This is a genomic window from Comamonas testosteroni ATCC 11996 (assembly GCF_000241525.1).
Classification (GTDB): Bacteria; Pseudomonadota; Gammaproteobacteria; order Burkholderiales; family Burkholderiaceae_C; genus Comamonas; species Comamonas testosteroni.
The window spans coordinates 61,425-86,796 of record NZ_AHIL01000011.1 but is presented as its reverse complement, the minus strand read 5'-3'; the positions used below and the strand labels follow the sequence as shown (position 1 = coordinate 86,796).

Genomic DNA, 25,372 nt, shown 5'->3' with positions numbered 1-25,372 from the left:
GGCCGGCCATCAATGTGGGAGCTGCAACTGTGGGATTTTGTTTTCCCCTGTATTTTTGATCAGTGCTCCGACCTGGCTTGGGGCACAATTGCCGCCATGACGATTCATGTGGACGAATTTGCGGCCAGCCCCGCACCTGCACGCAAGGCCAGAAGCGCGGCCGCCGACCCCGAGGCGGCTGCGCCGCGCATGGTCTCGGCCGGGCATTCGTCCCAGGGCGAAGAGGCGCTGGAGCGCGCCCTGCGTCCCAAGCAGCTCGACGAATATGTGGGCCAGGCCAAGGCGCGCGAGCAGCTCGAGATCTTTATCGGCGCCGCCAAAAAGCGCAGCGAGGCCCTCGATCATGTGCTGCTGTTCGGCCCGCCAGGCCTGGGCAAGACCACGCTGTCCCACATCATCGCGGCGGAGCTGGGCGTGAACCTGCGCCAGACCAGCGGTCCGGTGCTGGAAAAACCCAAGGATCTGGCGGCGCTGCTCACCAATCTCGAGCCCAACGATGTGCTGTTCATCGACGAGATTCACCGCCTGAGTCCGGTGGTCGAGGAAATCCTCTATCCGGCGCTGGAGGACTATCAGATCGACATCATGATCGGCGAAGGCCCGGCCGCACGCTCCATCAAGCTTGACCTGCAGCCCTTCACGCTGGTGGGGGCAACCACGCGCGCCGGCATGCTCACCAATCCGCTGCGCGATCGCTTCGGCATCGTGGCGCGGCTGGAGTTCTACAGCTCCGAGGAACTCTCACGCATCGTCAAGCGCAGCGCAGGCTTGCTCAATGCCCCGATTGACGAGGAAGGCTGTTTCGAGATTGCGCGCCGCTCGCGCGGCACGCCGCGTATCGCCAACCGTCTGCTGCGCCGCGTGCGCGACTATGCCGATGTCAAGGGCGACGGCCGCATCACGCGCGAGATTGCCGACAAGGCGCTGGCCATGCTCGATGTGGACCCTCAGGGCTTTGACATCATGGACCGCAAGCTGCTCGAAGCCGTGGTGCATCGCTTCGATGGCGGCCCGGTTGGCCTCGACAACATCGCGGCGAGCATCGGCGAAGAGTCGGGCACCATCGAGGATGTGATCGAGCCCTATCTGATCCAGCAGGGCTTTTTGCAGCGCACGCCGCGCGGGCGCATGGCCACGCAGGCCGCCTACCGCCATCTGGGCCTGCAGGCCCCCGCAGACGATTCGGCCACGTAAGCGCTGCCGCTAAAACCGGCGTGGCCAAGAACTGGCACGGCCAAGGCCAGAGACGCCGAGCAAGAGCCGCCTCGCAGCGGGGCCGCCCAGGCGGGGCCGCCTAGGCGAGGGCGTCGTCCCCCTTGGGGGCGACGTGCAACGGGAAGCCGCGTAGCGGCTCAGGGCCTGGCTCCCGGCGACGATTCGGCGGTTCAAGCAGCACTGCGTCGTTAAAGCACGGTCAAGGCCAGAGACGCCGAGCAAGAGCCGCCTCGCGGCGAGGGCGTCGTCCCCCTTGGGGGAGGCCGCGCAGCGGCTCAGGGGGTCAATTATTCTGCGGTCCGGCGTTCCAGAAGGCCTGCAGCACGCCGGGCAAGGCTTCGATCTGCGTGACCACCTGGTCCAGCTCCTCGGCATGCACGGCCGTGGCGAACAGCTCGGCCTCGATTTCGGTGTTGTGCGGCGGGATCTCGTGCTTTTCGACTGCGCGAACCGGGTAGTTGGCCGCCTCCAGCAGCTCCTGCATGCCCTCGCGCACATCGGCCTGGGCTTGCTGGCCGCAGATCACATAGACATAGTAGGTGGCCTCGCTGGCATGCTCGGCCACGGGGTGGCGGTTGATGTAGTTGACCACGGGGCGCAGCAAGGTGTTGCTGGCCAGCACGAACAGGGTGGCAATGCCGGCCTCGGGCAGCAGACCCGCTCCCGCGCAGGCGCCCACCGCGGCCGAGCCCCACAACGTGGCGGCGGTGTTCAGTCCCGTGATGTTGGCGCCTTCCTTCATGATGGCGCCCGCGCCCAGAAAGCCCACGCCCGAAACCACATAGGAGATGACACGCGTGGCGCCGTCCGCTCCCGAGACGCGCATGGCCAGGTCGACGAACACGGCCGCGCCCACGGCGACCAGGGTATTGGTGCGCAGGCCCGCCGTGCGCTGGCGTATCTGGCGCTCCAGGCCGATGATGCTGCCGCAGACAAAGGCCACGACAAGGCACAGCACCGTGTTCAGCGTGGCGAGCAGATTGAAGTTCTGTAGGGATTGCATGAAGTTCCGATTGTTATTGCTTATGGAGCGGTGTCTGGGTTCATGAAACATGCGGCCCGGGTTGGCGCGTCTGCCCCGCAGGGCAGACGCGAAGCGGCCAGGTGCTCACCAGCCGTACTTGCGGATATAGACGCGCTTGAGCAGCGTGGTCAGCACAGCATAGGCCAGCAATATGACGATGAGCCATGGGAAATAGCCGAGCGGCAGGGCCTGCAGCTTGAAATGTCCGGCCAGCGGGCCCATGGGCAGGAAGATGCCTATGGCCATGATGGCCGCCGTGGCGGCCAGCAAGGGCCAGGATGCACGGCTTTGCACAAAGGGAATCCTGGGCGTGCGGATCATGTGCACGATCAGCGTCTGCGTCAGCAGCCCCACCACGAACCAGCCCGATTGGAACAGGCTTTGCTGTGCGGCCGTGCTGGCATGGAAGACGAACCACATCAGCGCGAAGGTGAGCACGTCGAACAGCGAGCTGATGGGGCCGAAGAAGAGCATGAAGCGACCCAGGTCCTGAGGGTTCCAGCGCAGCGGCCGCGCGACCATTTCCTCGTCCACGTTGTCGAAGGGAATGGCGATCTGCGACAGGTCGTACAGCAGGTTCTGCATCAGCAGCTGCATGGGCAGCATGGGCAGAAAGGGGATGAAGGCCGAGGCAATCAGCACCGAGAACACGTTGCCGAAGTTGGAGCTGGCCGTCATGCGGATGTACTTGAGCATATTGCTGAAGGTGCGGCGTCCTTCGAGTACGCCCTGCTCCAGCACCATCAGGCTTTTCTCCAGCAAGATGATGTCGGCCGCTTCGCGGGCGATGTCCACGCCGCTGTCGACGCTGATGCCGATATCGGCGGCGCGAAGCGCGGGCGCGTCATTGATGCCATCGCCCATGAAGCCCGTGACATGACCGTTGGCGCGCAGCGCACGCACGATGCGTTCCTTGTGCAGCGGCGTCAGGCGGGCGAACAGCAGGTGTGACTCCACGGTGCGGCGCAGCTGCTCCTCGTCCATGGCTTCGATGTCGTTGCCGACAATCGCCTCGTCCACCTGCAGACCCACGTCGCGGCAGACCTTGCGTGCCACCAGCTCGTTGTCGCCCGTCAGCACCTTGACCGTCACACCATGCTGCAGCAGCGCAGCAATGGCTGCCTGGGTGGATTCCTTGGGCGGGTCGAGAAAGGCCACGTAGCCGATCAGGGTCAGTCCGGACTCGTCTGCGATGCCGTAGGTGTTCTTGTCGGGCGCAACTTCCTTCATGGCCACGGCCACCACGCGCAGCCCCTCGCTGTTGAGGCCTTCGGTGACGGCACGCACCTGTTCGCGGCGCTCGGGCGTGAGCGGCAGCCGCGTGTCACCGTCGCTCCCGCTGTCTCGAATATGTGTGCAGACCTGCAGGATTTCCTCGACCGCGCCCTTGCAGATCAGCTCATGGTGATGGTCGCGCTCGGCTACCACCACGGACATGCGCCGGCGCTGGAAGTCGAAGGGGATTTCGTCGACCTTGCGGTAGTCCTCGTTGACATGCAGCCGGGTGCGCAGCTCCACATGCTCGAGCACGGCACGGTCCAGCAGGTTCTTGAGCCCGGTCTGGTAGTAGCTGTTGAGGTAGGCGAACTGCAGCACCTCGTTGCTGGGGCGGCCCTGCACATCGGTGTGGCGCTCCAGCGCGATGCGGTCCTGGGTCAGCGTGCCGGTCTTGTCGGTGCACAGCACGTCCATGGCGCCGAAGTTCTGGATCGCGTCCAGGCGCTTGACCATCACCTTCTGGCGCGACAGCACCACGGCACCCTTGGCCAGCGTGGAGGTGACGATCATGGGCAGCATCTCGGGCGTCAGGCCCACGGCCACCGACAGCGCGAACAAAAAGGCCTCGCCCCAGTCGCCCTTGGTGTAGCCGTTGATGAACAGCACCACGGGCACCATCACGGCCGCGAAGCGGATCAGCAGCCAGCTGACGCTGTTCACGCCCTGCTCGAAGGCGGTGGCCGTGCGGTCCTGGTGCGTGATGCGCGCTGCCAGCGTGCCGAAATAGGTCTGGTTGCCCGTGGCGACGACCACGGCCATGGCCGAGCCCGAGACCACATTGGTTCCCATGAAGAGCAGGTTACCGGCTTCCAGCAACTGGCCCGCCTGCAGGGCAGCCAGGGTACGCGCATCCTTTTCCACGGGCAGCGATTCGCCGGTCATGGCTGCCTGGCTCACGAACAGGTCCTTGGCGGACAGCAGGCGGCAGTCGGCCGGGATCATGTCGCCGGCCGACAGGGCCACGATGTCTCCGGGCACCAGCTCGCGCATGGGCAGCTCGGACAGCGAGGCGTCATGGCCGCCGCCGCTGTCGCGAAAGTCTGCGGCCTGTGCATCGGGTCTGCGGCGCACGGTGACGCGGTTGCTGACCAGGGCCTGCAGGCGCGCGGCGGCGCGCCGGGAGCGACCCTCCTGCACGAAGCGCAGCAGTGTGGACAGCAGCACCATGCTTGCGATGACGATGGTGGCCTTTTCGTCCTCGGTGACATAGGAGACCACGGCCAGCAGCGTCAGCAGCAGGTTGAAGGGGTTGCGGTAGCAATGCCACAGGTGCTGCCATGCGGGCAGCGGCTTTTCATGCGCCACCTCGTTGGGCCCATGGCGCAGCTGGCGCTGCCGGGCCTGCTCGGGGCTCAGGCCCCGGCTCGATGTGTCCAGCTGCTGCAGCAGCGCAGCCACGGGGCTGCAGGCGGCGGATTGCAGGGCCTGTACCTGTGCCGGTGGCACGGTGACGGCGGTGGAGGGGCCGCCAGCGGGCATCGGCCGACGCCCGAAAAGGCCGGCCAGGCGGTGGCTGTGCAAGAAGGCACGGAACAGGTTTTTGAGGGTTTGCATCACGGCCTCCTGTCAGTGCAGTGTCTTGCCGGAGATGCAGAATCGCCTCCAGGGCTGCTGCGCCTGGCCGGCGCGCAACTGGTTGTCGATGCGGCTGCGCTGCTCGCGGGTCAGCAGCGACAGCGCATCGGCGCGCTGGCGGATGCTCAGATTGGCCATGGCGCTGGCCATGAGGGGCGCTGCATGGCGGTCGACCAGGTGGCGCAGCACGTCGGTGCGGCGCTCGCTCAGTGCCGAGCTCACGGCATGGGTCAGGCCATGGTGGCGGGTGGTGTCATCGAGGCGGGGGGCGGGGCGGCTGCGTTGCAGCACGCGCAGCCAGGCGAGGCGTTGCATGGGCATACTCCTTGGGTGACCCGGGAGCTGCCCGCCGCTGCTACTGCATCAGGCGTCCAGCCCCGGGACGGGGTTCCAGTCCCTGCGCGCAGCCATCAGGGTCACACGCAGGCCAATGGCTTGACAGCGCGCCGCACGGGGCGCGCTGCAAGATCGACTAGGGTCGGGATCCATACGTGTTCCTTGGTTGAAAGTGAATGAAATACGGGCCGGAGCCGGTCCGCGACGAGGCGGCTCAGCGCACGTTGCGGCTGCTCAGATAGCTGCGGATGCGATGCGTGGGCCAGCTGGTCAGTGCATCGAGTTCCAGCGTCTGTTCCAGCGCTTGCGGCAAGGCTGCCGGTGCGGCGGGCGCTGCCTGGTGGGGCGTGGCGCGGGCGCGCAGCAGCAGGGGGCGCAGCTGGTGCAGAGTGCGGGTCAGGCGGTTGCTCATGGCGTTCTCCTCATTGGTTGAGGGAGCGGGCCAGGCGGCAGCGCGGCACAAACGTTTTGGCGCGACCATGAACCGACGGAAAGCCGGAGCGGTTGGCGGCGCGAAAACTCAGTGATGAGCAGAGCTTGCGAGCTTGAGGGCTCTAGCCGTGCTGTGCACGGCAGGCCGCCCCGAACGTCGGGAAGCCAAACAGCAAGTTGCGAGGGGCGCGGGGCAAGGGATGCGGGGCGGTCGATGACGACTCCCGATCCGGGGGAGTCTGTCAGTCGGCCAGCTTCGCAGCCATTGCGGCGTGCGATAAATCACTGGTTGAACTGGCACTGTCCACGTGGGGACTCCTGAAATTGCGATCTGCCGATTATCGGTCGAGACCGGTCCAAGGGTCAACCCTAGGTGGCTTTCAGTTGCAATTGTGCCGGGGCCTGGCGGGTTGCGGGCTCGGCCCATTGGCGCACACAGCCCCAGACAATCAGGGCCTGCGCGGCGTAATAGCTGCCGAGCACGCTCACCGACGACCAGGGCAGCGGCTGCACAAAACGGTTGATGGCCAGAATGGAGTCGCTGAGCATGAAAAAGCTGGCGCCCAGGGCGCTCAGCAGTGCGGCGCGGCTGCGCAGTTGGCGATAGCGTCCCCAGGCCTGGGCCGCCATCAGGGCGATGACGCCGACATAGGCGGCCACGGGCAGACGCAGGGCGGCAGGCAGGCCATGGGTCCAGAGAAAGACATACATGGCGGCGCCGATCGCGGCCACCAGCAGCAGTGCGCTGCGGTCGGCAAACCAGGCCACATCAAGCCTGAACAGCGCAACGTAGCAGACATGGGCCAATAAAAAGCTGACCAGGCCGGGAATGAACAGACTGGTTGACAACTGTCCGTCCAGCATCAGGAAGACATCGCCTGACATGGAAAAAACAATAGCTGTCAGCAGCAGATAGACATGCTTTTGAGGCAGGTTTTGCATTGTTTTCGAGGCATGACTTGCGCAAGAAGCTATGCATATGAGAGCAAAAACCATGGTGGCGGGCTTGAACAGCCAATGCCATGGCTGCAGACCGAGCGCCGCCGTGGCCGTTGCCAGTGAGCCGCTTTGCAGCATCAGTGCCAGCCACAGGCTGATGCGTCCCTGCATGGCAGCGCCCAGAGCCCATTGTCCGGTGAGCAGCACGCCAAACCAGATCAGATTGGTGGCCAGCGGCGACTGGTCGGCATGCCAGAGAAAGACCGAAGTGCCCGCAACCAGCGCCGCAAACTGCAGGCCGGCAAACCAGCGCAGCGCAGCGCTCATGGGGGGCGAATAGATGATGCGGTGCTCGTCCAGATCGAAGGCGGGCCTGGGAAAGCGCTGCGCCACATCGGCCGGCCGCCAGCCCGGCGGCTTGAACCAGACGCGAAGCTTGTCCATCCAGCTGCGTGCGTGCCAGCTGTCATGCGCCAGCTGGCGGTAGACGCTGAAGTTGGCCCACAGCGGGTCCCAGCTCTTGAGCAGGCCGCGCGTGCCGTAGACGCAGGGCTCCTCGTCGTCTTCGGTCTTGTAGGTGCCGAAGAGCCGATCCCAGACGATGAGAATGCCTCCATAGTTGCGGTCCAGATAGCGCTCGTTGACGGCATGGTGCACGCGGTGATTGCTGGGCGCGCAGAACCAGCGGTCGAACCAGCCCAGCTTCCTGACCTGCTCGGTATGCACCCAGAACTGGTAGAGCAGATCGATCAGCCCGACCACGGCAAACACCAGCGGCGGCACACCGGCCAGGGCCATGGGCAGATAGAAGATCCAGCCCAGCAGCGCGCCGGAGCTGGTCTGGCGCAGCGCGGTGGAGAGGTTGTAGGCCTGGCTTTGGTGGTGCACGGCATGGGCGGCCCAGAGCACGCCCACTTCATGACCCATGCGGTGCAGCCAGTAGTAGCAGAGATCGTAGAACAGCAGGGCCAGCAGCCAGCCCGGCAGGCTGAGCCAGAAGGCATCGGCCTCGATCAGCGCCACATGGCTGGCCACGACGGTGTAGATGCCCAGCGTCAGCAGCTTGGTGAAGACGGCGCTGGTCTGGCTCAGGACGCCCAGGTTCAGCGAGCTGATGGCATCGGCCAGCGCATAGGCATTGCGCCCGCGACTGAGGCTGACGGCCCATTCCACGGCAATCAATGCAAAAAAGACCGGCGTGGCCACAACGATGACTTGGCTGGGGGAGAGCATGGTCATCGATTGTGGGCAGGGCGCGGCGCGCGGCGCCTCGCATCTTCCCTAGTTGCGGCTCTTGGCGCGGGCGCTCACAACCGTATGCCGCGCTTGTGGATCAACGCGCCCCAGCGCCTGGTCTCCACGGCGATAAGCTCGGTGAAGCGTGCCGCATCCAGCGCCAGGATTTCCGCATCGGTGGCTGCCAGTCGCGCGCGCACTTCGGGCGTCGCCAGCGCGCGCTGGAACTGCTGGCTCAGCCACTCGACCACCGGCACGGGCGTCTTCGCCGGTGCGCCAATGCCGTACCAGGACTGCACCAGGATATCGGGATAGCCGGCCTGTGCGATGGTGGGTACCTCGGGCAGCGAGCGCGTGCGCGCTGCGGCGTTGACAGCCAGAGCCCGTACCTTGCCGGACTGGATCAGCGGCAGCACCAGGCTCTGCGAGATCAGCGCGAACTGCAGCAGGCCGGAGCCCAGGTCCAGCAGCGCCGGCGGCTGGCCCTTGTAGCTCACGTTGGTCAAGCGGATGCCGGTGCGCTCGAAGAACAGTTCCTGCGCCAGGTGGATGGAGCTGCCGGTGCCGGGGTTGGCTGCGTTGAACTCGCCCGGTCTGAGGGCCGCCAGCGCAACGAACTCCTTCAGCGTCCTGGCTGGCACCGTGTCGTGCACCACGAACACCGTCGGCGCGGCGGCGATGCCGCAGATGCCGACGAAATCCCTGCTGCGCAGCCGGCTGTCGGGCATCAGGTGCTCGGCTGTCGTCAGGATCGGGGACGCCGCCAGCAGCGTATAGCCGTCGGCCGGGGCCCTGGCCACCGCATCGATGCCGATGCGCCCGTCGGCGCCCGGGCGGTTGTCGACCACGATGCGCTGCGGCAGTGCGTTGGAAAGCGGGTCGCAGACGGCGCGCAGCACCACGTCGACGACGCCGCCTGCGGGATAGGGCACGACGACGCGCAGCGGCCGCTCGGGATAGCCGCCCGGTCCGGGCGCAACGGAGGCGCGCGCCAGCCCTGGCAGCATCCCTGGCACAAGGCCCAGGCCGGCCGATGCGCCGGCGAGCAGCGCGTGGAGATTGAACTGCCGACGATCCATGACGCTCTCCTCAGTCTGCGGCGATATAGGCCGCCATCGATTGCAGGGCCTGGCGCGTCTCGGTCACCAGGCGGTCCATCACCGCGCCCACGGGCTTGATCCCGCGCAGCCAGTGCACGCTCTGCCCTGCGGCCTCGTACATCAGAGGCTCGATCCGGTGCTGCTCCACCGCCGCCAGCAGATCGCCGGTGAGAGCCTGCTGGTAGGGCATGGACAGCGGCTCGGGCGCGCCGGGCTGTGCCCAGGCGTCGCTGAACGCGCTGCGCAGCACGCGGCAGGGCTTGCCGCTGTGGGCGCGCGTGATCACCGTGTCTTCGCTGTCGGCCGCGATCAGCTTCTTCGCCAGCTCCTGCGGCATCTCGTGCTCGCGCGTGCCCAGCCATAGCGTGCCCAGCCAGGCACCCTGCGCGCCCAGGGCCAGCGAGGCCGCCACCTGCGCCCCGGTGCCGATGCCGCCGGCCGCGATGACTGGCCGGCCCTCGGCTGCAGCCACGATCTGCGGCACCAGCGTGAAGGTGCCGATGGGCCCCGTGTGGCCGCCCGCGTCATAGCCCTGGGCCACCAGGATGTCGGCCCCGGCTGCGATCGCCTTTTGCGCATGGCGCACGCTGCCGACCAGGGCGATGGTGTGCAGGCCGCGGGCCTTGATGCGTGCCAGCGCCTCCACCGGCGTGCCGACGCCGGCGGCAAAGACCTCGATATCGCTGCCCGCAATGGCGTCCACCTGCTCCTCGAACAGGCTCTGCGAGCGTACGTACTGCGAGAAGAAGTTGCCCTCGGTGGCCGGCGGCACGTCGTATTGCCTGAACAGGCCCTGCACGAAATCCCTGTGCCCCTGCGGCAGCGCGGCAGCCACGGCCACGCGGTCGTCGTGTTCGGGCAGGCCGGTGGGCAGCAGCAGGTCCACGCCCACCGGGTGGTCGGGGCACAGTTCGCGCAGCTGGCGCAGCTTCTGTTGCAGCTCGTGCGGGCCGTCACGCGCGGCGGCATAGACGCCCAGCCCGCCTGCCCGTGAGATCGCGGCGGCCACTTCGATACGGTGGGCCAGACCAAAGATGGGCAGGCGTATGCCCAGCCGGCTGCAGAGGTCGTTGGTCAGCGAATGGCTCATGTCCACAGCTCCGGCTCCATGTCCAGGCAAGGGTGCTGCGGCAGCGCTGCGGCGCGCCGCAGCACATGGCGGCCGATCAGCGTCTTGTGAATCTCGCTGGTACCTTCGCCGATCTGGTTCATCTTGGCGTCGCGCAGGAAGCGCTCCAGCGGGAAGGCCTTGAGGTAGCCGTTGCCGCCCAGCAGTTGCAGGCAGTCAACCACGATGCGCATGCACAGGTCGGTGGCATGCAGCTTGGCGATCGATGCATGGGCGGCCACGTCGGCATCGCCTGCGTCGTAGCGCTGCGCGGTGCTGTAGACCAGACAGCGTGCGGCCTCGATCTGCGCCGCCATCTCGGCCACCATCCACTGGATGCCCTGGTGCGCACCCACCGGCTGCCCGAAGACCTGGCGCTGGTTGGCGTACTGGGCGGCAATCTGCAGCGCACCTGCGGCGCGGCCCAGCGCGATTGCAGCGTGGCCGATGCGTGCGCGCAGCAATGTGTCCTGCGCCAGCGCCATGCCTTCGCCTTCCTTGCCGAGCAGGTGCTCCGGCGCGATGTGCACGTCATCGAAGCTGACCAGCGCGATCGGCACGCCGTACCAGCCCAGCTTGGGAATCACCGGCGATACCGTGATGCCGGGGGTGTCGCTCGGCACGACGAAGGCGCTCAGTCCGCGGCCGCCGCCGGGACCGTCCGCCTGGCGCGCCACCACCACGAACATGTCGGCTACGTTGGCACGCGTGATGAACTTCTTCTTGCCATTGAGCGTCCAGCCGCCCTGCGGTGCCGGCGCATAGTGCGCCCCCAGCCGCGCCACGTCGCTGCCTGCGCCGGGCTCGGTCAGTGCGAAGGCCGACTGGCGTGCGCCGCTGGCCAGGTCGGGGATCAGCGCGCTGCGCAGTGCCTCGCTGCCGCCGGCCACGATGGGGCGCGAGGACAGGTCGGTGCCTGTGACCAGCGAAGCGGCCGTCGAACACACAGACGCTACTTCCTCGATGATGCGCACGCGCAGCATCATCGACGCCTCGCTGCCGCCGTGCGCGCGCGGGAATGCGGTGGCGACGATGCCTTCGCGACATAGCAGCCGGAAGGTATCCCAGGCGAAGACGTCCTCCTGCGCCACGCGGTCAGCGTCCGGACCGATGCGCTCGGCCACCAGAGTTTTCACGCGCTCAAGCAGTGCGGCCTCATCGGGCGACAGGTGCACAAGCGGGTGGTGGGGTTCAGGAATCGACATGGGGGCCTCCTTTGTTTCAGATCTGCCTCAGATGACGCCTGCCTCGCGCAGGCGGGCCAGTTCGGCGGCAGGCATTGCCAGCTCGCCCTGGTAGAACGCTTCGTTGTCCTGTCCCAGCGAACCGCCGGCGTGGCGGATGCCTCCGGGCGATCGGGCAAAGCGCGGCACGACATTGGCCATGCGCACGCTGCCGAAGTCCCGGTCGGGCACGTCGCAAAGGGCCTGGCGAGCGCGCATGTGCGGGTCGGCCTCGATCTGGTCGATGCCGTAGACCGGGGCGATGGTGCCCTGCGCCGCTTCGAAGGCGGTCAGAACCGCCGCCAGCGGATGTGCTGCGCACCAGGCCGCGAAGATGCCGTTCAGCTCCTGGGCATGCTGCACGCGGCCGCGGTTGTTGGCGAAGCATGGCTCGTCTATCAGCTCGGGCCGGCCTATGGCGCGGCAGTTGTTGGCAAACATGGCATTGGTGCTGCCCGACAGCGATACCCATTGCCCGTCGGCAGTGCGGTAGACCGCGGCCGGTGCAGAGTACTGGTTGGCATTGCCCGAACGCTGATACACGGTGCCTAGCTGCTCGTGCTGGATGGGCAGGAACTCCAGCAGCTTGAGCGTGGCCTCGGTCAGCGACAGATCGATTTCCTCGCCCGGGGCCTGCGGGTTGCGGGCGCGGCGCCACAGCGCTGCCAGCACGCCTACCGCGCCGAACAGCCCGCCGACGTTGTCGGCCAGTGGGTAGCCGCAGTGCATGGGTGCTCCCTGGGCTTCGCCGCTGATGTAGGTCAGGCCGCCCATGGCCTCGAACAAGCGTGCAAAGCCCGGCCGGTCGCGGTAGGGGCCGCTCTGGCCGAAGCCCGTGGTGCGCAGTATCACCAGGCTGGGCTGGGCCTGCCACAAGGCCTCTTTGGTCAGGCCCCAGCGGTCCAGCGTGCCGGGGCGGAAGTTCTCGATCAGCACATCGAACTGAGGCAGCATGCGCAGCAGCAGCGCGGCGCCCTCGGGCTTTCGCAGGTCGAGCGTGATCAGGCGTTTGCCGCGGTTGGTCACTTTCCACCACAGAGGCTTGCCGTCCTTGTGCGGTGGGAAGTCGCGCATGCCGTCGCCTGCGCCGGGCAGCTCGGCCTTGACGACACTGGCGCCGTAGTCGGCAAGGAGGGCCGCGGCCGAGGGCGCGGCAATGATGGTGGCGATGTCCAGGACGCGCAGTCCGGTGAGAGGTCCGTTCATGGTGTGCATGTCTCCTGAAGGTCAATGTAGGAAACAGCTAGCCGCGAGCCAACCAGAAATATGAGAATCAGATATCTCGCTTTCAGATGGATGCAGAAGCTGCCATGACCCACGCCACCGAAGCCCTGGAGTTGCTGACACTGAAGTCGCTGAGGACGCTGGCCGCCGCGATCCAGGGCGGCAGCCTGACACGTGCGGCCGTCGAGCGTGGACTGGCGCAGTCGGCCGTGAGCCGGCAGATCGCCGAACTGGAGCGCGCGCTGGGCGGTGCGCTCTTCTACCGCACGGGACGCGGCGTCAAGCCCACGGCACTGGCCGAGCAGATGCTGCCGCGCGTTTCGGCTTTGCTGTCCGAGGCCGAGGCGCTGTTGCGCATGGGCAAGGAGCTGACCGGTGTGCCCAGCGGCCTGGTTACGCTGGGCCTGGTGCCGGGTGTGGCCGGCTTCATGGCTGCGGCGCTGTATGGCGAGGTGGCGCAGCGCTTTCCCGAGATCCGGCTGCGCGTCATAGAGGGCTATAGCGGAGACATGGAGGTGGCGCTGAGCCAGGGCCGCATCGACATGGCAATCCTGAACCGCTACCGGGCCAGAGGCAGCAACAGCTACCGCAAGCTGGCCGATGCGCAGATATGCGTGGTGGGTCGCCAGAGTGTGCTGCAGCGCATGCTGGCGCCGGTGGATACGGCCCTGCCAGCCAGCATGGCCCTGCAGACGCTCGAGCGCCTGCCGCTGGTGCTGCCGGTGCCTCCCAACGCCATCCGCAACCTGCTCGATGAGCAGGCAGGCCGACATGGGGTGCCCCTGAACGTGATCCTGGAGGCCAGCTCCTCGGTGATCCTCAAGAGCATGCTGGCTCGGCACGACTGCGCCACGCTGCTGCCGCGCCATGCAGTCAGCGAGGAGCTGGCCTGTGGCCGCCTCGCAGCCATTGCGCTGGCGGAGCGGGTGTTTCGTCAGCATGTGGTGCTGGCTACCAGCAGTCAGCGCCCTTTCACTCTGGCAGGCAAGGCGGTGGCGGCCCTGATAACCGAGACCGCCGGCGCCTTGATGGCCCGACAGGCAGTGCTGTGAGGTCGTGGATCAGCGTTTTCTGGGGTAAGCATCGATTGCTAAGTATTTCTATTTATGAGATGGGGCGAGAAGCGAGCCGATAATTTCGCGCATCTCCCCGGTCGGCAAGCTGTCTTGACCCGCCGGCCTGCACGGGCACTTCGCCGTCCGCATGCTGCGGCAAGGTGCCCGTGACCCACTGCTGCCTTTACATGTCCATACCACGCCGCTCTCTTGTCGCGACCGCCGCCCTGATGGCTGCGGCCGGTTTTTCCGCTCCCGTTCTTGCCGCCGCCGATGCCTGGCCCGCCACCAAGCCCATCACGCTGATCGTGCCGTTCAGCGCCGGCGGCAATGTGGACACCACGGCACGCCTGATCGGCCAGAAGCTGGGCGAGCGCCTGCACCAGTCCATCGTGGTGGACAACGTGCCTGGCGCCGGCGGTGTGCTCGGGGTGAGCAAGGCCGTCAAGGCACCGGCCGACGGCTACACCTTGCTCATGGGCTTTGACGGCCCCATCAGCATTGCCCAGCTGGTGAATTCCGCCGTCAAGTACGACGCAGAAAAGGATCTGACCCCTGTGGGGCTGACCACCATCGCCCCCGTGGTCGCCGTGGCCCGTCCCGGCCTGCCGGCGCACAATCTGAACGAGCTGATTGCGCTGGCGCGTTCCAAGCCTGGATCGCTGACCTACGCCACTTCGGGCGTGGGCACCATGCTGCATCTGGCCATGGAAATGCTGCAGGAGCGTGCCAAGATCAAGCTGGTGCATGTGCCCTACCGCGGCGGTGCCCAGATCACCAGCGACGTGATGGGCGGTCAGGTCGATGTGGGCATGCTCACCACTGTGAGCGCCGTGCCCATGATCCAGCAGAAAAAGCTCGAAGGTTTGGGCGTGACATCGGCCAGGCGCATCGATGCCATCCACAACGTGCCCACCTTTGGCGAGACAACCGAGCTCAAGGGCTTTGACCTCAACACCTGGACGGGCCTGTTCGTGCCCGCCAAGACGCCTCAGGCCGTGGTCACGCGCCTGGCCACCGAGCTCGATGCCGTGCTCAAGATGCCCGATGTGCGCAAGCGCCTGGAAGACGGCGGCGCCACGCCCGGCTCCGGCACCCAGGCCAGCTTTGTCCAGTTCCTGAAGAAGGAAAAAGCCGGCTATGCGCAGATCGTGAAGTCGGCCAACATCCAGGCGGAATAAGCCATGGCTGCGCCGCTGAACCCTGTCCACGCCGAAATCCATCCGCCCGTGCTGCCCGAAGTGGCAGCCATTGCGCAGGAAATGCTGGCCCTGCGCCACGATCTGCACGCCCATCCCGAGCTGGCCTACGAAGAGCATCGCACCGGCGATATCGTGGCGGCCAGGCTGGCCGAATGGGGCTACGAGGTCCATCGCGGCCTGGGCGACACCGGCGTGGTGGGGACGCTGCGCTGCGGCGAGCATGCCAATGGCAAGCACATCGGCAAACGTCTTGGCCTGCGCGCCGACATGGATGCGCTGCCTATCCGTGAAGCCACGGGCCTGTCCTATGCCAGCCGTCACGACGGCAAGATGCATGCCTGCGGCCACGACGGGCACACGGCTACGCTGCTGGCCGCAGCCAGGGTGCTGGCCGCGCGCAAGGAACAGCTCCAGGGCACGCTCCATCTGATCTTCCAGCCAGCCGAGGAAGGCCATGGCGGTGCGCAGAAGATGGTGGAGCAGGGCCTGTTCGAGCTGTTTCCCTGTGATGCGCTCTATGCGTTTCACAACGAGCCTGGCTACCCGGCCGGGCAGTTCGGCTTTCGCCCGGGCGTGATGTATTCCAGCTCGGACACGGCCATCATCACCATCCGCGGCAAGGGCGGCCATGGCGCCATGCCCCATGTGGCCGTGGACCCCATCGTCGTGGCCTCGCATCTGGTGCTGGCGCTGCAGACCATACGCTCGCGTGAGATCGACCCCAACGACATGGCCGTGGTCACCATCGGTGCCATCCATGCGGGCGATGCGCCCAATGTGATTCCCGAAACCTGCGAGCTGCGCGTGACCATTCGCGCGCGCTGCCCCGAGGTGCGCCAGCAGCTGCGCGAGCGCATCACGGCCATGGCCCATGCCCAGGCCGCCGTGCACCGCGCCACGGCCGAGGTGGACTACAAATGGCGCTATCCGCCCGTCATGAACGACAAGGCCGCGACGGAGTTTGCCGTCGAGGTGGCGCGCGAATTTCCGGGCGAGGAATGGCTGATTCCCGATCTGCAGCCGCTGCAGGCCAGCGACGACTTCGCCATCATGCTCAACCAGGTCCCTGGCAACTATTTCATCGTCGGCAACGGCATGGGCGAAGGCGGCTGCATGGTGCACAACGCGGCCTATGACTTCAACGACAACCTGCTGCCCGTGACGGCCTCGTATTGGGTCAAGCTGGCCGAGAGCTATCTGCGCCGCGACTGAGTTTTGTATGAGTGAAATTGCATCCGTGGCCGACCTTTGCGGCCAGAATCTGCCCGGCTTCGATGCCACGACCGACTACTGGCAGGCCACCGTCACCGAGGCCGAGCTGACCCAGTCGCCGCTGCCGCCCTATGCGAAGAGCTACCCGGCCAGATTGCCCGACGGCCGCTATCTGCTGCTGCCGCTGCGCGGCATGCCCACGGCCGATGGCTCGGCACCGGACCGCTGCGTGGCCTCCCTGATTGCCAATCAGGCATCGATGGAGGTGGTGGAGGAGCTGGCGCTGCACATGGCGCAAGGCGCCGGGGCGCATGACTTCGACGCGGTCATCGGCCTGCCCACGCTGGGCCTGGCCTTTGCGCCGCTGGTGGCGCGCCACCTGGGCCGCAGCCGCTACGTGCCCCTGGGTTATTCGCGCAAATACTGGTATCGCGACGAGCTCTCCGAGCCCGTCAGCTCCATCACCACACCGGGCAAGGGCAAGCTGCTCTATATCGACCCGAATCAGCTGGGCCTGATTGCCGGCAAACGCGTGCTGGTGGTGGACGATGCCGTGAGTTCGGGCACGACCATGGTGTCCGGCCTCAAGCTGCTGGAGCGTTGCGGCGCCGAAGTGGCCGCCATTGCCGTGGCCATGCGCCAGGGCACCCAGTGGCAGCAAAAGCTGGTGCGAGCCGATGGCAGTGCCATCCCCGTGGTCGCGGCCTACGACTGCCCGCGCATGGAGCGCCGCGCCGACGGCTGGTGGCCTGAAAGCTAATAAAAAAGAGAGCTGTTGGCGCCTTTCAGGCATGAATTTCAGACTGTTTATGCCTTGAGATCACTGCATGAAAGGCGTTAATTGCTATTTTTTATATAGCAATCAAAGCATGAATCAAGAGCACATCAGGTCAGCGCACCGCGCCCGTCCACGGTAAAGATACGCTCCACCACGCCCTTGAGCCGGCCGCCGCGCACGCCGATCAGATGGTCGTGCAGATTGACCGTGGGGTCGCAGTGGCCGGGAATCAGCCACAGCGTCTCGCCCAGGGCGGGCAGCCAGCCGCTGTGGTTGCCCGCATCGGCATCGGGGTGCAGCACTCCATGCTCGTCGCCTCCATTGGCAAAGCGCAGCGCGTTTTCAGGCGCCAGCGCATGCAGCCGGGGCAGGCCGGAGTCTATGGCATGGGCCTTGTGGCCGGCGTCGCAGACGGCGTAATCGCTGCTGAGCGACATGACCTGGGTCTTGACGTAGAGCGCATGCTCGAACAGGGGCTGGGCCGCGTCGCGCTGGTTGGTGGCGTAGTCGGCGTCCATGAAGAGGAAGGAGCCGGGCTGGATTTCGCCATAGATGCCGCTGGCGGCCTCGTTGACCATGGTGCCCGTGCCGGCGCCCGTGATCAGCGGTATGGCCAGGCCGGCGCGGTCGAACTCGTGGCGCGTACGGTTGACGAGCTTGAGCACCTGCTCGATGGCGGTCTTGCGCTCCTCGGCGCCGCGCAGATGCTGGGCGCCGCCGTGATAGGCCTGTAGGCCCGCAAAGCGCAGCACGGGCTGGGCCGCAATCGCCTGTGCCAGTGCCAGGGCGGCTTCGCCGGGCTCTGCGCCGCAGCGGTTCTGGCCGACATTGATTTCCACCAGCACATCCATGGCCGCATCGCCTGCCTGCGCATCCTGCAGGGCCCGCGCCAGCCGCGTGATGCCTTCCTCGCAATCGACGGCCAGGGCCAGTCGGCCGCCCTGGGCATTCAGTGCCTTGGCTAGAGCCGCCACGCGCGCCAGCTTGGTCTGGGCGATGACTTCGTTGCTGATGAAGATATTGGTGATGCCGCCCTGGGCGAGGGCTTCGGCCTCGCTGACTTTCTGCACGCAGTGGCCGCAGGCGCCGGCATGCTCGAGCAGATGGGCGATATGCGCGCTCTTGTGCAGCTTGGCATGCGGGCGCCAGAGCACGCCATGCTGCTGGGCAAAGCGGGCCATGCGCTCGATATTGCGGTCCATGGCGTCCAGGTCTATGACCAGGGCGGGCGTGTCTATGCGTTTGACGGCCTGGCCGACCAGGGTTTGCAGATGCTCAGGAATGTGCTTCATCTCGGCTGCCTTGCTGAAGGTGTGCGGTATCTGCCCAGCCTACCAAAGACAGGCCGTCAGGCGTCCAGAGCAGGCGATTGATGGCGCAGTTGCTCAGCTCCCAGGTGCGGGGCGTCTGGAAGTCCTGGCGCGTGGCCAGGCGGTAGAGCACGTCCATCACGCCGCCATGGGCGACCAGCACGATCTGCTCGCCCTCGTGCTGGCGCGCAATCCGGTCCACCGTGGTGGAGATGCGTTCGCGCAAGGCCTGCAGCGAGTCGCCGCCGCCGGGCGGGGCATAGACCGGGTTGCGCGTGCGCCACAGCTGTGCGTCCTCGGGCTGGGTGGCTTCCACATCCTTGAAGGTGCGGCCCTGGAAATCGCCGAAGCAGCGCTCGCGCAGGCCGGTGGTGGCATGCAGCGGGGCGCCGGATGTGCGGGCAATCGCCTGCGCCGTGACATGGGCGCGCTGCAGGTCGCTGCTGTAGATGGCTGCAATGCTCTCGTCGGCCAGCGCCTGGGCGGCCTGCTCGGCCTGCCACAGGCCGGTGTCGTTCAAGGGAATATCCAGATGCCCCTGGATGCGTCCATCGACGTTCCAGGTTGTCTCTCCGTGCCGGATGGCAATGATGCGCGTGGCGTGCATGTCTTGGCTCGTTCAGCGTAGGTTGTTTTATTAGGCAGTCATTGTCTTGCAAACAAAGTCTGCCTGTACCCCGGTCTGTTGTTACAGACTTTTCGACGCCCGGCCTGCATCGAGGAGCAGCCGGCAAGAAAAAAGGCCTGCAACCACGGTCGCAGGCCTTTCGGGCATTGCAGCATCCGCGCTTCAAGCGCCGGCTGCCATGGCTTTCGGTGTCAGATCAGTGACTTGGCATTGTCCAGCACAAAGTCGCAGGCCTTTTCCTTGAGGTTGCTCTTGACCTTGTCCAGGCTGAAGCTCTTGCCGTCGGCGCCCGTGACCATGCCCATCAGACCGTTCTGGTAGCCCTGATCCTTGGGCTCTTCCTTCTGGCCCAGTCCCAGCTTGCCCAGCAGCTGATTCTTGACCTGGGCAGCCTTGTCGGCGTTCAGGTAGTTGTTCTTCATGCAGTAGGTGAGGACACCGGCGGCATTGCTGGCCGTGCCGGAGCTCAGGTTGCCCAGGCCCAGGGCCGACAGTGCCGAAGAGCCTCCGGAGCCGCCGAGCATGCCGCCCAGGCCCGAGGTGCTGGAGCTGCTCTCGGCCGCGCCGCCGCCCAGCTGACCGCGCAAGGCGTCGCCGAGACCGCTGGCATGGGCGCTGAAGGAGCCCGCGGCCACTGTGGCGCAAAGCAGGGTGGAGAGAGCAAATTTCTTCATGACTTCATCCTTTTCATGGCGAAGGCCCGGGCAGGAGGCCCCGGTTCAAGCCGAGCTGCACGTTAGCACGCGTCAGGCCCGGCAACTGTTGAAGATTGCAAATCAACGTACCGGCGCCGCGGTGGCCGGTGCCACGGTGGCCGGGGCGGCTGGTGCAGCCGATGCAGCGGGCTGTGCAGGAGCTGCCGGCGTGCCGCTGGCCGGCTGGGCTCCCGGCGGCTGGATGACGGTGCGCACATTGCGCTGGCCCTGCGGCGGCTTGGGAAAGCCCGTCAGCGCGGCATCAAACAAAATGCCGAAGATGGCCGGGTCGTCGGTCCATACATCCTGGCGCTGTGCCGAGGTTTCGTAGACGATCTGCTGGGTCTTGATGTCGCGCATGACGATGCTCACGGCGCGGTAATACTCCAGCGGCGGTTCGTTGAACATCATGCCGCCGCCAAAGCCCCAGCCGAAGCCGCGCCCGTAGCTCATGCCCCAGCCCCAGCGCGGACCCCAGTAGGGGTCGTAATAAGGCCAGCTGGCGTAGTCGCGCGCATAGCGGGCCATGGCGCTGATCTGCACCACCAGGCTGGCGCGCGAGTCATCGCGCGTCAGGCCGACGCGGGCCAGCGCATGCTGGGCCTGGGCTTCCACGGCCGCGAAGTTCACCTGGCCTTGCTGCGAGGGCAGGGTCTCCAGCCGGTAGGTGGCCGGCACAGGGATGGTGTTCAGTGCGGAAAAGCTCTGCACCGTGCTGTTGACCTCGCGCACCGTGCTGCAGCCGGCCAGCAGAGCCGTCGCAGTCAGGGCCACAAGGCCGATCCAGCGTAAGGAGGTTTTGCGCAGGTTCATGATGATTTCTCTGAAAACGACAAAGGCCCATGGGATGGGCCTTTGATTGGACCGCTGGGTCCGGTTTTAGTTCAAAAGTCCGTTCAGGACAGTTGTACCACTTGTACCCCGCCGGGCAGGGCGGCCATGGTTGGCAGCTCTTCATGGTCAAAGGCCATGTCGCCGTTGGGATCGGCAATGCCCGTGGCCTTGGCGTTCCTGAAGTCGTGCAGCTGGGGGTCCATCATGTGCGTGGTCACGATGTTGCCCATGGCTCGGAACATGCTCTCGATGCGGCCGGGGAACTTCTTGTCCCACTCGCGCAGCATATTGCCCACGGCCACGCGCTGCAGGCCGTCCTGGCTGCCGCAGAGGTTGCAGGGAATGATGGGGAAGTTCTGGTATTGGGCCCAGCGCGTCGTGTCCTTCTCGGGCACATAGCACAGGGGACGGATCACCACATGCTTGCCGTCGTCGCTGACCAGCTTGGGCGGCATGCCCTTCATGCGGCCGCCGTAGAACATATTGAGCATCATGGTCTGCACGATGTCGTCGCGGTGATGGCCCAGAGCCACCTTGGTGCAGCCCAGCTGGTCGGCCACCTTGTACAGGATGGCGCGGCGCAGGCGCGAGCACAGACCGCAGGTGGTCTTGCCTTCGGGCACGACGCGCTTGACGACGCTGTAGGTGTCCTGGTTCTCGATGTGGTAGTCCACACCGATGCTCTGGAAGTACTCGGGCAGCACGTGCTCGGGGAAGCCAGGCTGCTTCTGGTCCAAGTTCACGGCCACGATGTCGAACTTCACGGGCGCACGCTTTTGCAGCTTGCGCAGAATGTCGAGCAGGGTGTAGCTGTCCTTGCCGCCGGACATGCAGACCATGACCTTGTCGCCTTCCTCGATCATGTTGTAGTCGAGGATGGCCTTGCCCACTTCGCGGCACAGGCGCTTTTCGAGCTTGATCTGTTCGCGCTCGATCTTGATCTTGCCGGGCTTGGCGGCTTCTTCGCCGTTGGCGTTCTCTGCGGCCGCAGCATCGGCGGCTTCTGCCTCTTCGGCAATCCAGGGGTTGTCGTTTACTGCATTCATGGGGTTCACCATTGTCCGGTTTCGATGCGAATGGCTACTTCGCAGTCGTCAAAAATTTCCAGCTTCGCAATTTTCACACGCACGCCACGCACGCCTGGCAGCTGCAGCAGGCGCTGGGCCAGCTTGCCGATCAGGCTCTCGAGCAGGTTTACATGCTCGGAGGTGCATTCGTCGATGATGATCTGGCGCACCTTGCGGTAGTCCAGCACATGGAGGATGTCGTCATCGCGCGGAGCCAGGGGCTGGGGGCCGAGATTGAGTTCGGCATCGACCTGGATCGGCTGGGGCTCTTGTTTCTCATGCGCAAGAATCCCCAGGCTGGCGTCAAAGCGCAGGCCGGTGAGCGTGAGAATCTGTTGTCCGGAAGTGGAAGTCATGGAAAAGGGTGCGGCCTCGGCGGGCTCACATCATCGAAAAATCGCGCTCGAAGCGCTGTAAATGTTGGCCGCCATCGACCAGCATGGTGGTGCCCGTCATGGAACGGTTTTCCAGTGCAAAGCACACGGCGGCGGCAATGTCCTCGGACGAGGAGGAGCGTCCCAGCGGGCTCATGGCGTGCAGGGCCTCGAATTTTTCCTGGCTCAGCATATGGCTGGTCAGCGTCAGGCCTGGCGCCACGCCCACCACGCGCACGCTTGGTGCCAGAGCCAGGGCGAGCATGGTGTTGGCTGCTTCCAGGGCCGCCTTGGAGAGGGTGTAGCTCAGGAAGTCGGGGTTCTGGTTCCAGAGCTTCTGGTCCAGCACATTGACCACGGCGCCCTGGGCCGACTCTTCGCCCGCCACCACGCGCTCCTGCACATGGGCGTGCAGCGCCTGGGACAGCAGGATGGGCGCGCCCGTGTTGCTGCGCAGATGCGCTTCCAGCGCCACATAGCTGAAGCTCTGGGCATCGTCATGTTCGAACAGCGAGGCGTTATTGACCACGGCGTCGATGCGGCCAAAGCGCTCCACCACACGCGGCACCAGCGAGCGTACCGATTCCTCGTCAAAGAAATCAGCATCAAAAGCGGCGCTATCGCCCGACAGCTCTGCGCAGGAAGCTACGGTTTGCATAGCTTGATCGCGGGAGTCGCGGTAGTGCACAGCCACTTGCCAGCCCGCGCGGGCCAGGGCCAGGGCCATGTCACGTCCAAGGCGACGGGCAGAACCGGTCACCAATACTGTGCGTGGTCGGGCGGGTGAGGACATTCGTGGAAAATGCGGGTTGTGACGACAGAACCCTCAAGTTTAACGAGCGCCTTGCAATCCCGCATTGCCAAGGAGATTGCCGCCGTGGGCGGCTGGTTGCCTTTCGACCGTTTCATGGAGCTGGCGCTCTATGCGCCGGGACTGGGCTATTACGCCAATGAAACGGCCAAGTTCGGCACCATGCCGGAGTCGGGCAGCGACTTTGTAACAGCGCCGGAAATTTCAGCTATTTTTGGTCAGCTGGTGGCGTCCCAATTGCGGGAAGCGCTACAAAAAACGAATACCCGCGAGATCTGGGAGTTCGGCGCCGGCACGGGCGCGCTGGCGCTGCAGATCCTCGACGAGCTGGCGGCTCAGGAGGCGTTGCCAGAGCGCTACACCATCGTCGATCTCTCGGGCACGCTGCGTGCGCGCCAGAAGCTGGCGCTGATGCGGTACGAACATCTGGTGCGCTGGGTGGACGCGCTGCCCGAGACCATGGAAGGCGTGATCATCGGCAACGAGGTGCTGGATGCCATGCCGGTGCAGCTGCTGCAGCGCACCGCAGGCCAATGGCATGAGCGCGGCGTGGTGCTCGGCGCGGGTGGCGATGAAGCGGCCTTCGCCTGGGAGGACCGAGCCACCGAACTGCGCCCGCCTGTGGATATCGGCGGGCCGCATGATTTTCTGACCGAAATCCACCGCCAGGGCGAGGCGTTTATCCACACCCTGGGCGAGCGTCTGACCCGGGGAGCCGCCTTCTTCATCGATTACGGCTTTGGCGAGAGCGAGTACTACCACGAGCAGCGCCATATGGGGACCCTGGTCTGCCACTACCAGCATCAGGTGGACAACGATCCGCTGGTGCTGGTCGGCCTCAAGGACATCACGGCCCACGTCAATTTCACGGGCACGGCCGTGGCGGCCCAGGATGCGGGCTTCGATGTGCTGGGCTATACCAATCAGGCGCACTTTCTCATCAACTGCGGGCTTGCGCCCCGCCTGGATGCGGCCGGCATCAAGGCCCGCTCCATGGCCTCCAAGCTGGTCATGGAGCATGAGATGGGCGAGCTGTTCAAGGTCGTTGCCCTGTCCAAGGGCGTGGAGCCCTGGACGCCGCTGGGCTTTGTGCAGGGCGACCGCACGTACCGGCTATAGCGGCTATAGCGTCTGCGTGCCTGGCGCGCTCACTGCTTTTCGAGCTTGGCGGCCTGGATGATGCTGCCCCAGTGCTTGTACTCGGTGCGTGTGAAGTCGCGGAAGGCGGTCGAGCCAAGCAGGCGGGGCTCGCCGCCCAGGGCCGCGACGCGGGCCTTGAACTCGGGGCTGCTGGCCACCTTGAGCGTGGCCGCTTCCAGGCGCTGGACTGCGGCGCGCGGTGTTCCCTTGGGTGCCAGAACGCCGTTCCAGGTGGCGGTGACAAAGGACGGGAAGCCGCTTTCCTTCATGGTCGGAACCTGGGGCAACATCGGCAGGCGCTCGGCCGAGGTCACGGCCAGCGCCTTGAGCTTGCCGCTCTGGATGAAGGGCAGCGCCGGTGTGATGTTCTCGAAGATGAAATCGATCTGCCCGCCGATCAGATCGGTGAGTGCCGGAGCGCTGCCCTTGTAGGGCGCGTGGATCAGGTCGAGCTTGGCGGCGCTCTTGAGCAGCTCGCCCGACAGATGCACGGTGGAGCCCATGCCCGGCGAGCCATAGCTCATGCCGGTGCGGCGCTCGCGCGCATGGCTCACCAGCTCGGCCACCGATTTGACCGGTGTTCTGGACTCGTTGACCACCAGTACGTTGGGAATCGAGGTCACCAGCGCGATGTACTCGAAGTCGTCCAGGCTTTTCTCGCTGAGATTGCGGTACAGGCTGGGATTGATGGCCTGCGTGCCCGCCGTGCCGAACAGCAGGGTGTAGCCGTCATTGGCGGCCGCTGCGACGCGGCTGGCACCGATGGCTCCGTTGGCGCCGGGGACGTTCTCCACCACGACCGGCTGCCCCAGGGCCTCGGCCAGACCCTGGCCGACCAGGCGCGCCACGACATCGGTGTTGCCACCGGGCGAGAAAGGCACGACCAGCTTGAGCGGGCGATTGGGGAAGCTGTCGGCCGCGGCCGGCAGGGCCAGGCTGGCGCCTAGCAGCGCTGCGCTCAGGAGAAACTGTTTGCGTGAAAAGGTCTGGGGCACGGTATGTCTCGTTGTTTGTAGTTGGCGGGCCGTGACGGCAGACGCATGGGCCCGATCCCTGCATGGCGCAGGGCTTGGACATCATGGGCAGAGGGTGTAATTGAGGTCAATCAATCTTTGGGAAGCATGTCATGCATAAACGGAATGGCTGCCTGACAGCATGGGCGCGCGGGTCGCCAGGGCGGTGCGCCTCTATACTTGCGGCCTCATGATTCGCTGGTTGATCGTCATTTTTCTGGCCCTGTTGCTCGTCAACGGGCTGCACGGCTGGCTGCAGCGCATAGGGCTGGGGCGTCTGCCCGGCGACTTCCGCTTTCGCCTGTTCGGCAAGGAGTTCTTCCTGCCGGTGGCCAGCACGGTGCTGCTCAGCGTGGTAGCCGCGCTGATTGCCCGCTTTGTGAAGCTCTGAGATCGCAGCCACGCTCTGACGCTGGCCGACTTGAATCTGCAGGCTTTGGCTGCACATACGGGCCTGAGCCCGAGCAGTGCCTGCTGGCATCGTCAGGCATTGCCAAAGAAAGTACGACTTACGCAAAGCGGGTTCAGGCAAGGCGCCTGTCTCAGGAGGCGGGCCGTTGTCG

The 25,372-nt window shown here is 65.8% G+C and carries 25 protein-coding genes; 7 read left to right on the top strand and 18 right to left on the bottom strand.

Features of this window, described 5'->3' with window-relative positions; genetic code table 11:
* Nucleotides 1–96: 96 nt before the first annotated feature.
* Nucleotides 97–1,194 (top strand): Holliday junction branch migration DNA helicase RuvB, encoded by a 1,098-nt coding sequence (gene ruvB / locus CTATCC11996_RS04420; RefSeq protein WP_034348239.1) that lies wholly within the window; start codon nucleotides 97–99, stop codon nucleotides 1,192–1,194.
* A gap of 304 nt (nucleotides 1,195–1,498) precedes the next feature.
* Here the strand turns inward: ruvB and CTATCC11996_RS04415 are convergent, their stop codons facing one another.
* From CTATCC11996_RS04415 to CTATCC11996_RS04375, 10 genes are all read right to left on the bottom strand, one after another.
* Nucleotides 1,499–2,218 carry an MgtC/SapB family protein gene (locus CTATCC11996_RS04415; RefSeq protein WP_003050868.1) on the bottom strand — a complete coding sequence of 240 codons (720 nt, stop codon included), beginning with the start codon at nucleotides 2,216–2,218 and terminating at the stop codon, nucleotides 1,499–1,501.
* 105 nt (nucleotides 2,219–2,323) lie between these two features.
* Complete coding sequence (gene mgtA, locus CTATCC11996_RS04410; protein ID WP_003073555.1) at nucleotides 2,324–5,071, bottom strand: magnesium-translocating P-type ATPase; 2,748 nt, start codon at nucleotides 5,069–5,071, stop codon at nucleotides 2,324–2,326.
* Between the two features lie 12 nt (nucleotides 5,072–5,083).
* The gene (locus tag CTATCC11996_RS04405; RefSeq protein WP_003073552.1) at nucleotides 5,084–5,407 is read right to left on the bottom strand and encodes a hypothetical protein; all 324 of its coding nucleotides are present in this window, start codon (nucleotides 5,405–5,407) and stop codon (nucleotides 5,084–5,086) included.
* A 48-nt stretch (nucleotides 5,408–5,455) separates the two neighbouring features.
* Nucleotides 5,456–5,581 (bottom strand): hypothetical protein, encoded by a 126-nt coding sequence (locus tag CTATCC11996_RS26460; protein WP_274377459.1) that lies wholly within the window; start codon nucleotides 5,579–5,581, stop codon nucleotides 5,456–5,458.
* A gap of 61 nt (nucleotides 5,582–5,642) precedes the next feature.
* Entirely contained in the window at nucleotides 5,643–5,840 is a 198-nt protein-coding gene (locus CTATCC11996_RS04400; protein ID WP_003073550.1) for a hypothetical protein, read from the bottom strand.
* Nucleotides 5,841–6,229: 389 nt separating this feature from the next.
* On the bottom strand, nucleotides 6,230–8,032 hold the full coding sequence (locus CTATCC11996_RS04395) for a lysoplasmalogenase family protein (RefSeq protein WP_034348238.1): 1,803 nt from the start codon (nucleotides 8,030–8,032) through the stop codon (nucleotides 6,230–6,232).
* 74 nt (nucleotides 8,033–8,106) lie between these two features.
* Complete coding sequence (locus CTATCC11996_RS04390; RefSeq protein ID WP_236597903.1) at nucleotides 8,107–8,967, bottom strand: Bug family tripartite tricarboxylate transporter substrate binding protein; 861 nt, start codon at nucleotides 8,965–8,967, stop codon at nucleotides 8,107–8,109.
* Between the two features lie 157 nt (nucleotides 8,968–9,124).
* Nucleotides 9,125–10,225: an NAD(P)H-dependent flavin oxidoreductase gene (locus CTATCC11996_RS04385; protein ID WP_003073542.1), complete on the bottom strand. Its 1,101-nt coding sequence runs from the start codon at nucleotides 10,223–10,225 to the stop codon at nucleotides 9,125–9,127.
* Nucleotides 10,222–11,448, bottom strand: coding sequence for an acyl-CoA dehydrogenase family protein (locus tag CTATCC11996_RS04380; RefSeq protein WP_003073540.1), 1,227 nt, complete (start codon nucleotides 11,446–11,448; stop codon nucleotides 10,222–10,224). The genes CTATCC11996_RS04385 and CTATCC11996_RS04380 overlap by 4 nt, the downstream gene beginning before the upstream one ends.
* A gap of 27 nt (nucleotides 11,449–11,475) precedes the next feature.
* Entirely contained in the window at nucleotides 11,476–12,672 is a 1,197-nt protein-coding gene (locus tag CTATCC11996_RS04375; RefSeq protein ID WP_003073537.1) for a CaiB/BaiF CoA transferase family protein, read from the bottom strand.
* A gap of 104 nt (nucleotides 12,673–12,776) precedes the next feature.
* On the opposite strand from CTATCC11996_RS04375, the gene CTATCC11996_RS04370 reads away from it, so the two are divergent.
* The 4 genes from CTATCC11996_RS04370 (at nucleotide 12,777) to CTATCC11996_RS04355 (ending at nucleotide 16,919) form a co-directional block, all read left to right on the top strand.
* Entirely contained in the window at nucleotides 12,777–13,742 is a 966-nt protein-coding gene (locus tag CTATCC11996_RS04370) for a LysR family transcriptional regulator (protein ID WP_236597904.1), read from the top strand.
* Nucleotides 13,743–13,933: 191 nt separating this feature from the next.
* Nucleotides 13,934–14,926, top strand: coding sequence for a Bug family tripartite tricarboxylate transporter substrate binding protein (locus CTATCC11996_RS04365; protein WP_003073531.1), 993 nt, complete (start codon nucleotides 13,934–13,936; stop codon nucleotides 14,924–14,926).
* A gap of 3 nt (nucleotides 14,927–14,929) precedes the next feature.
* Nucleotides 14,930–16,159 carry a M20 aminoacylase family protein gene (locus tag CTATCC11996_RS04360; protein ID WP_003073528.1) on the top strand — a complete coding sequence of 410 codons (1,230 nt, stop codon included), beginning with the start codon at nucleotides 14,930–14,932 and terminating at the stop codon, nucleotides 16,157–16,159.
* A gap of 7 nt (nucleotides 16,160–16,166) precedes the next feature.
* A complete protein-coding gene (locus CTATCC11996_RS04355; protein ID WP_003073525.1) occupies nucleotides 16,167–16,919 on the top strand; it encodes a phosphoribosyltransferase in 753 nt (250 codons plus the stop codon).
* A gap of 125 nt (nucleotides 16,920–17,044) precedes the next feature.
* On the opposite strand, the gene CTATCC11996_RS04350 is transcribed toward CTATCC11996_RS04355, so the two are convergent.
* From CTATCC11996_RS04350 to CTATCC11996_RS04320, 7 genes are all read right to left on the bottom strand, one after another.
* On the bottom strand, nucleotides 17,045–18,229 hold the full coding sequence (locus CTATCC11996_RS04350; protein WP_003073522.1) for a DSD1 family PLP-dependent enzyme: 1,185 nt from the start codon (nucleotides 18,227–18,229) through the stop codon (nucleotides 17,045–17,047).
* The gene (locus CTATCC11996_RS04345) at nucleotides 18,213–18,854 is read right to left on the bottom strand and encodes a histidine phosphatase family protein (RefSeq protein ID WP_003073518.1); all 642 of its coding nucleotides are present in this window, start codon (nucleotides 18,852–18,854) and stop codon (nucleotides 18,213–18,215) included. The genes CTATCC11996_RS04350 and CTATCC11996_RS04345 overlap by 17 nt, the downstream gene beginning before the upstream one ends.
* Nucleotides 18,855–19,066: 212 nt before the next feature.
* On the bottom strand, nucleotides 19,067–19,549 hold the full coding sequence (locus CTATCC11996_RS04340) for a YjjA family protein (protein ID WP_003050913.1): 483 nt from the start codon (nucleotides 19,547–19,549) through the stop codon (nucleotides 19,067–19,069).
* A gap of 102 nt (nucleotides 19,550–19,651) precedes the next feature.
* On the bottom strand, nucleotides 19,652–20,383 hold the full coding sequence (locus CTATCC11996_RS04335) for a DUF4136 domain-containing protein (RefSeq protein WP_003073515.1): 732 nt from the start codon (nucleotides 20,381–20,383) through the stop codon (nucleotides 19,652–19,654).
* An 83-nt stretch (nucleotides 20,384–20,466) separates the two neighbouring features.
* Nucleotides 20,467–21,462: a tRNA 2-thiocytidine(32) synthetase TtcA gene (gene ttcA / locus CTATCC11996_RS04330; RefSeq protein WP_003067973.1), complete on the bottom strand. Its 996-nt coding sequence runs from the start codon at nucleotides 21,460–21,462 to the stop codon at nucleotides 20,467–20,469.
* A complete protein-coding gene (locus CTATCC11996_RS04325) occupies nucleotides 21,456–21,827 on the bottom strand; it encodes a dihydroneopterin aldolase (protein ID WP_003050921.1) in 372 nt (123 codons plus the stop codon). Before CTATCC11996_RS04325 ends, ttcA begins: the two co-directional genes overlap by 7 nt.
* Nucleotides 21,828–21,852: 25 nt before the next feature.
* Complete coding sequence (locus CTATCC11996_RS04320; RefSeq protein ID WP_003073512.1) at nucleotides 21,853–22,638, bottom strand: SDR family oxidoreductase; 786 nt, start codon at nucleotides 22,636–22,638, stop codon at nucleotides 21,853–21,855.
* A gap of 9 nt (nucleotides 22,639–22,647) precedes the next feature.
* Here CTATCC11996_RS04320 and CTATCC11996_RS04315 point away from each other — a divergent pair, with 9 nt between their 5' ends.
* Complete coding sequence (locus CTATCC11996_RS04315) at nucleotides 22,648–23,775, top strand: class I SAM-dependent methyltransferase (RefSeq protein WP_172590566.1); 1,128 nt, start codon at nucleotides 22,648–22,650, stop codon at nucleotides 23,773–23,775.
* A 29-nt stretch (nucleotides 23,776–23,804) separates the two neighbouring features.
* On the opposite strand, the gene CTATCC11996_RS04310 is transcribed toward CTATCC11996_RS04315, so the two are convergent.
* Nucleotides 23,805–24,791: a Bug family tripartite tricarboxylate transporter substrate binding protein gene (locus CTATCC11996_RS04310; protein WP_003073508.1), complete on the bottom strand. Its 987-nt coding sequence runs from the start codon at nucleotides 24,789–24,791 to the stop codon at nucleotides 23,805–23,807.
* Between the two features lie 208 nt (nucleotides 24,792–24,999).
* Between CTATCC11996_RS04310 and CTATCC11996_RS04305 the strand changes: the two genes are divergently transcribed.
* Nucleotides 25,000–25,200, top strand: coding sequence for a DUF2905 domain-containing protein (locus CTATCC11996_RS04305; protein ID WP_012839950.1), 201 nt, complete (start codon nucleotides 25,000–25,002; stop codon nucleotides 25,198–25,200).
* Nucleotides 25,201–25,372 lie beyond the last annotated feature (172 nt).

Bases quoted from the DNA above. Each gene is read 5' to 3' on its own strand.
- ruvB (WP_034348239.1), top strand. From the start codon at position 97: ATGACGATTCATGTGGACGAATTTGCGGCCAGCCCCGCACCTGCACGC.
- CTATCC11996_RS04415 (WP_003050868.1), bottom strand. From the start codon at position 2,218: ATGCAATCCCTACAGAACTTCAATCTGCTCGCCACGCTGAACACGGTG.
- mgtA (WP_003073555.1), bottom strand. From the start codon at position 5,071: ATGCAAACCCTCAAAAACCTGTTCCGTGCCTTCTTGCACAGCCACCGC.
- CTATCC11996_RS04405 (WP_003073552.1), bottom strand. From the start codon at position 5,407: ATGCAACGCCTCGCCTGGCTGCGCGTGCTGCAACGCAGCCGCCCCGCC.
- CTATCC11996_RS26460 (WP_274377459.1), bottom strand. From the start codon at position 5,581: ATGGATCCCGACCCTAGTCGATCTTGCAGCGCGCCCCGTGCGGCGCGC.
- CTATCC11996_RS04400 (WP_003073550.1), bottom strand. From the start codon at position 5,840: ATGAGCAACCGCCTGACCCGCACTCTGCACCAGCTGCGCCCCCTGCTG.
- CTATCC11996_RS04395 (WP_034348238.1), bottom strand. From the start codon at position 8,032: ATGCTCTCCCCCAGCCAAGTCATCGTTGTGGCCACGCCGGTCTTTTTT.
- CTATCC11996_RS04385 (WP_003073542.1), bottom strand. From the start codon at position 10,225: ATGAGCCATTCGCTGACCAACGACCTCTGCAGCCGGCTGGGCATACGC.
- CTATCC11996_RS04380 (WP_003073540.1), bottom strand. From the start codon at position 11,448: ATGTCGATTCCTGAACCCCACCACCCGCTTGTGCACCTGTCGCCCGAT.
- CTATCC11996_RS04375 (WP_003073537.1), bottom strand. From the start codon at position 12,672: ATGAACGGACCTCTCACCGGACTGCGCGTCCTGGACATCGCCACCATC.
- CTATCC11996_RS04370 (WP_236597904.1), top strand. From the start codon at position 12,777: ATGACCCACGCCACCGAAGCCCTGGAGTTGCTGACACTGAAGTCGCTG.
- CTATCC11996_RS04365 (WP_003073531.1), top strand. From the start codon at position 13,934: ATGTCCATACCACGCCGCTCTCTTGTCGCGACCGCCGCCCTGATGGCT.
- CTATCC11996_RS04360 (WP_003073528.1), top strand. From the start codon at position 14,930: ATGGCTGCGCCGCTGAACCCTGTCCACGCCGAAATCCATCCGCCCGTG.
- CTATCC11996_RS04355 (WP_003073525.1), top strand. From the start codon at position 16,167: ATGAGTGAAATTGCATCCGTGGCCGACCTTTGCGGCCAGAATCTGCCC.
- CTATCC11996_RS04350 (WP_003073522.1), bottom strand. From the start codon at position 18,229: ATGAAGCACATTCCTGAGCATCTGCAAACCCTGGTCGGCCAGGCCGTC.
- CTATCC11996_RS04345 (WP_003073518.1), bottom strand. From the start codon at position 18,854: ATGCACGCCACGCGCATCATTGCCATCCGGCACGGAGAGACAACCTGG.
- CTATCC11996_RS04340 (WP_003050913.1), bottom strand. From the start codon at position 19,549: ATGAAGAAATTTGCTCTCTCCACCCTGCTTTGCGCCACAGTGGCCGCG.
- CTATCC11996_RS04335 (WP_003073515.1), bottom strand. From the start codon at position 20,383: ATGAACCTGCGCAAAACCTCCTTACGCTGGATCGGCCTTGTGGCCCTG.
- ttcA (WP_003067973.1), bottom strand. From the start codon at position 21,462: ATGGTGAACCCCATGAATGCAGTAAACGACAACCCCTGGATTGCCGAA.
- CTATCC11996_RS04325 (WP_003050921.1), bottom strand. From the start codon at position 21,827: ATGACTTCCACTTCCGGACAACAGATTCTCACGCTCACCGGCCTGCGC.
- CTATCC11996_RS04320 (WP_003073512.1), bottom strand. From the start codon at position 22,638: ATGTCCTCACCCGCCCGACCACGCACAGTATTGGTGACCGGTTCTGCC.
- CTATCC11996_RS04315 (WP_172590566.1), top strand. From the start codon at position 22,648: ATGCGGGTTGTGACGACAGAACCCTCAAGTTTAACGAGCGCCTTGCAA.
- CTATCC11996_RS04305 (WP_012839950.1), top strand. From the start codon at position 25,000: ATGATTCGCTGGTTGATCGTCATTTTTCTGGCCCTGTTGCTCGTCAAC.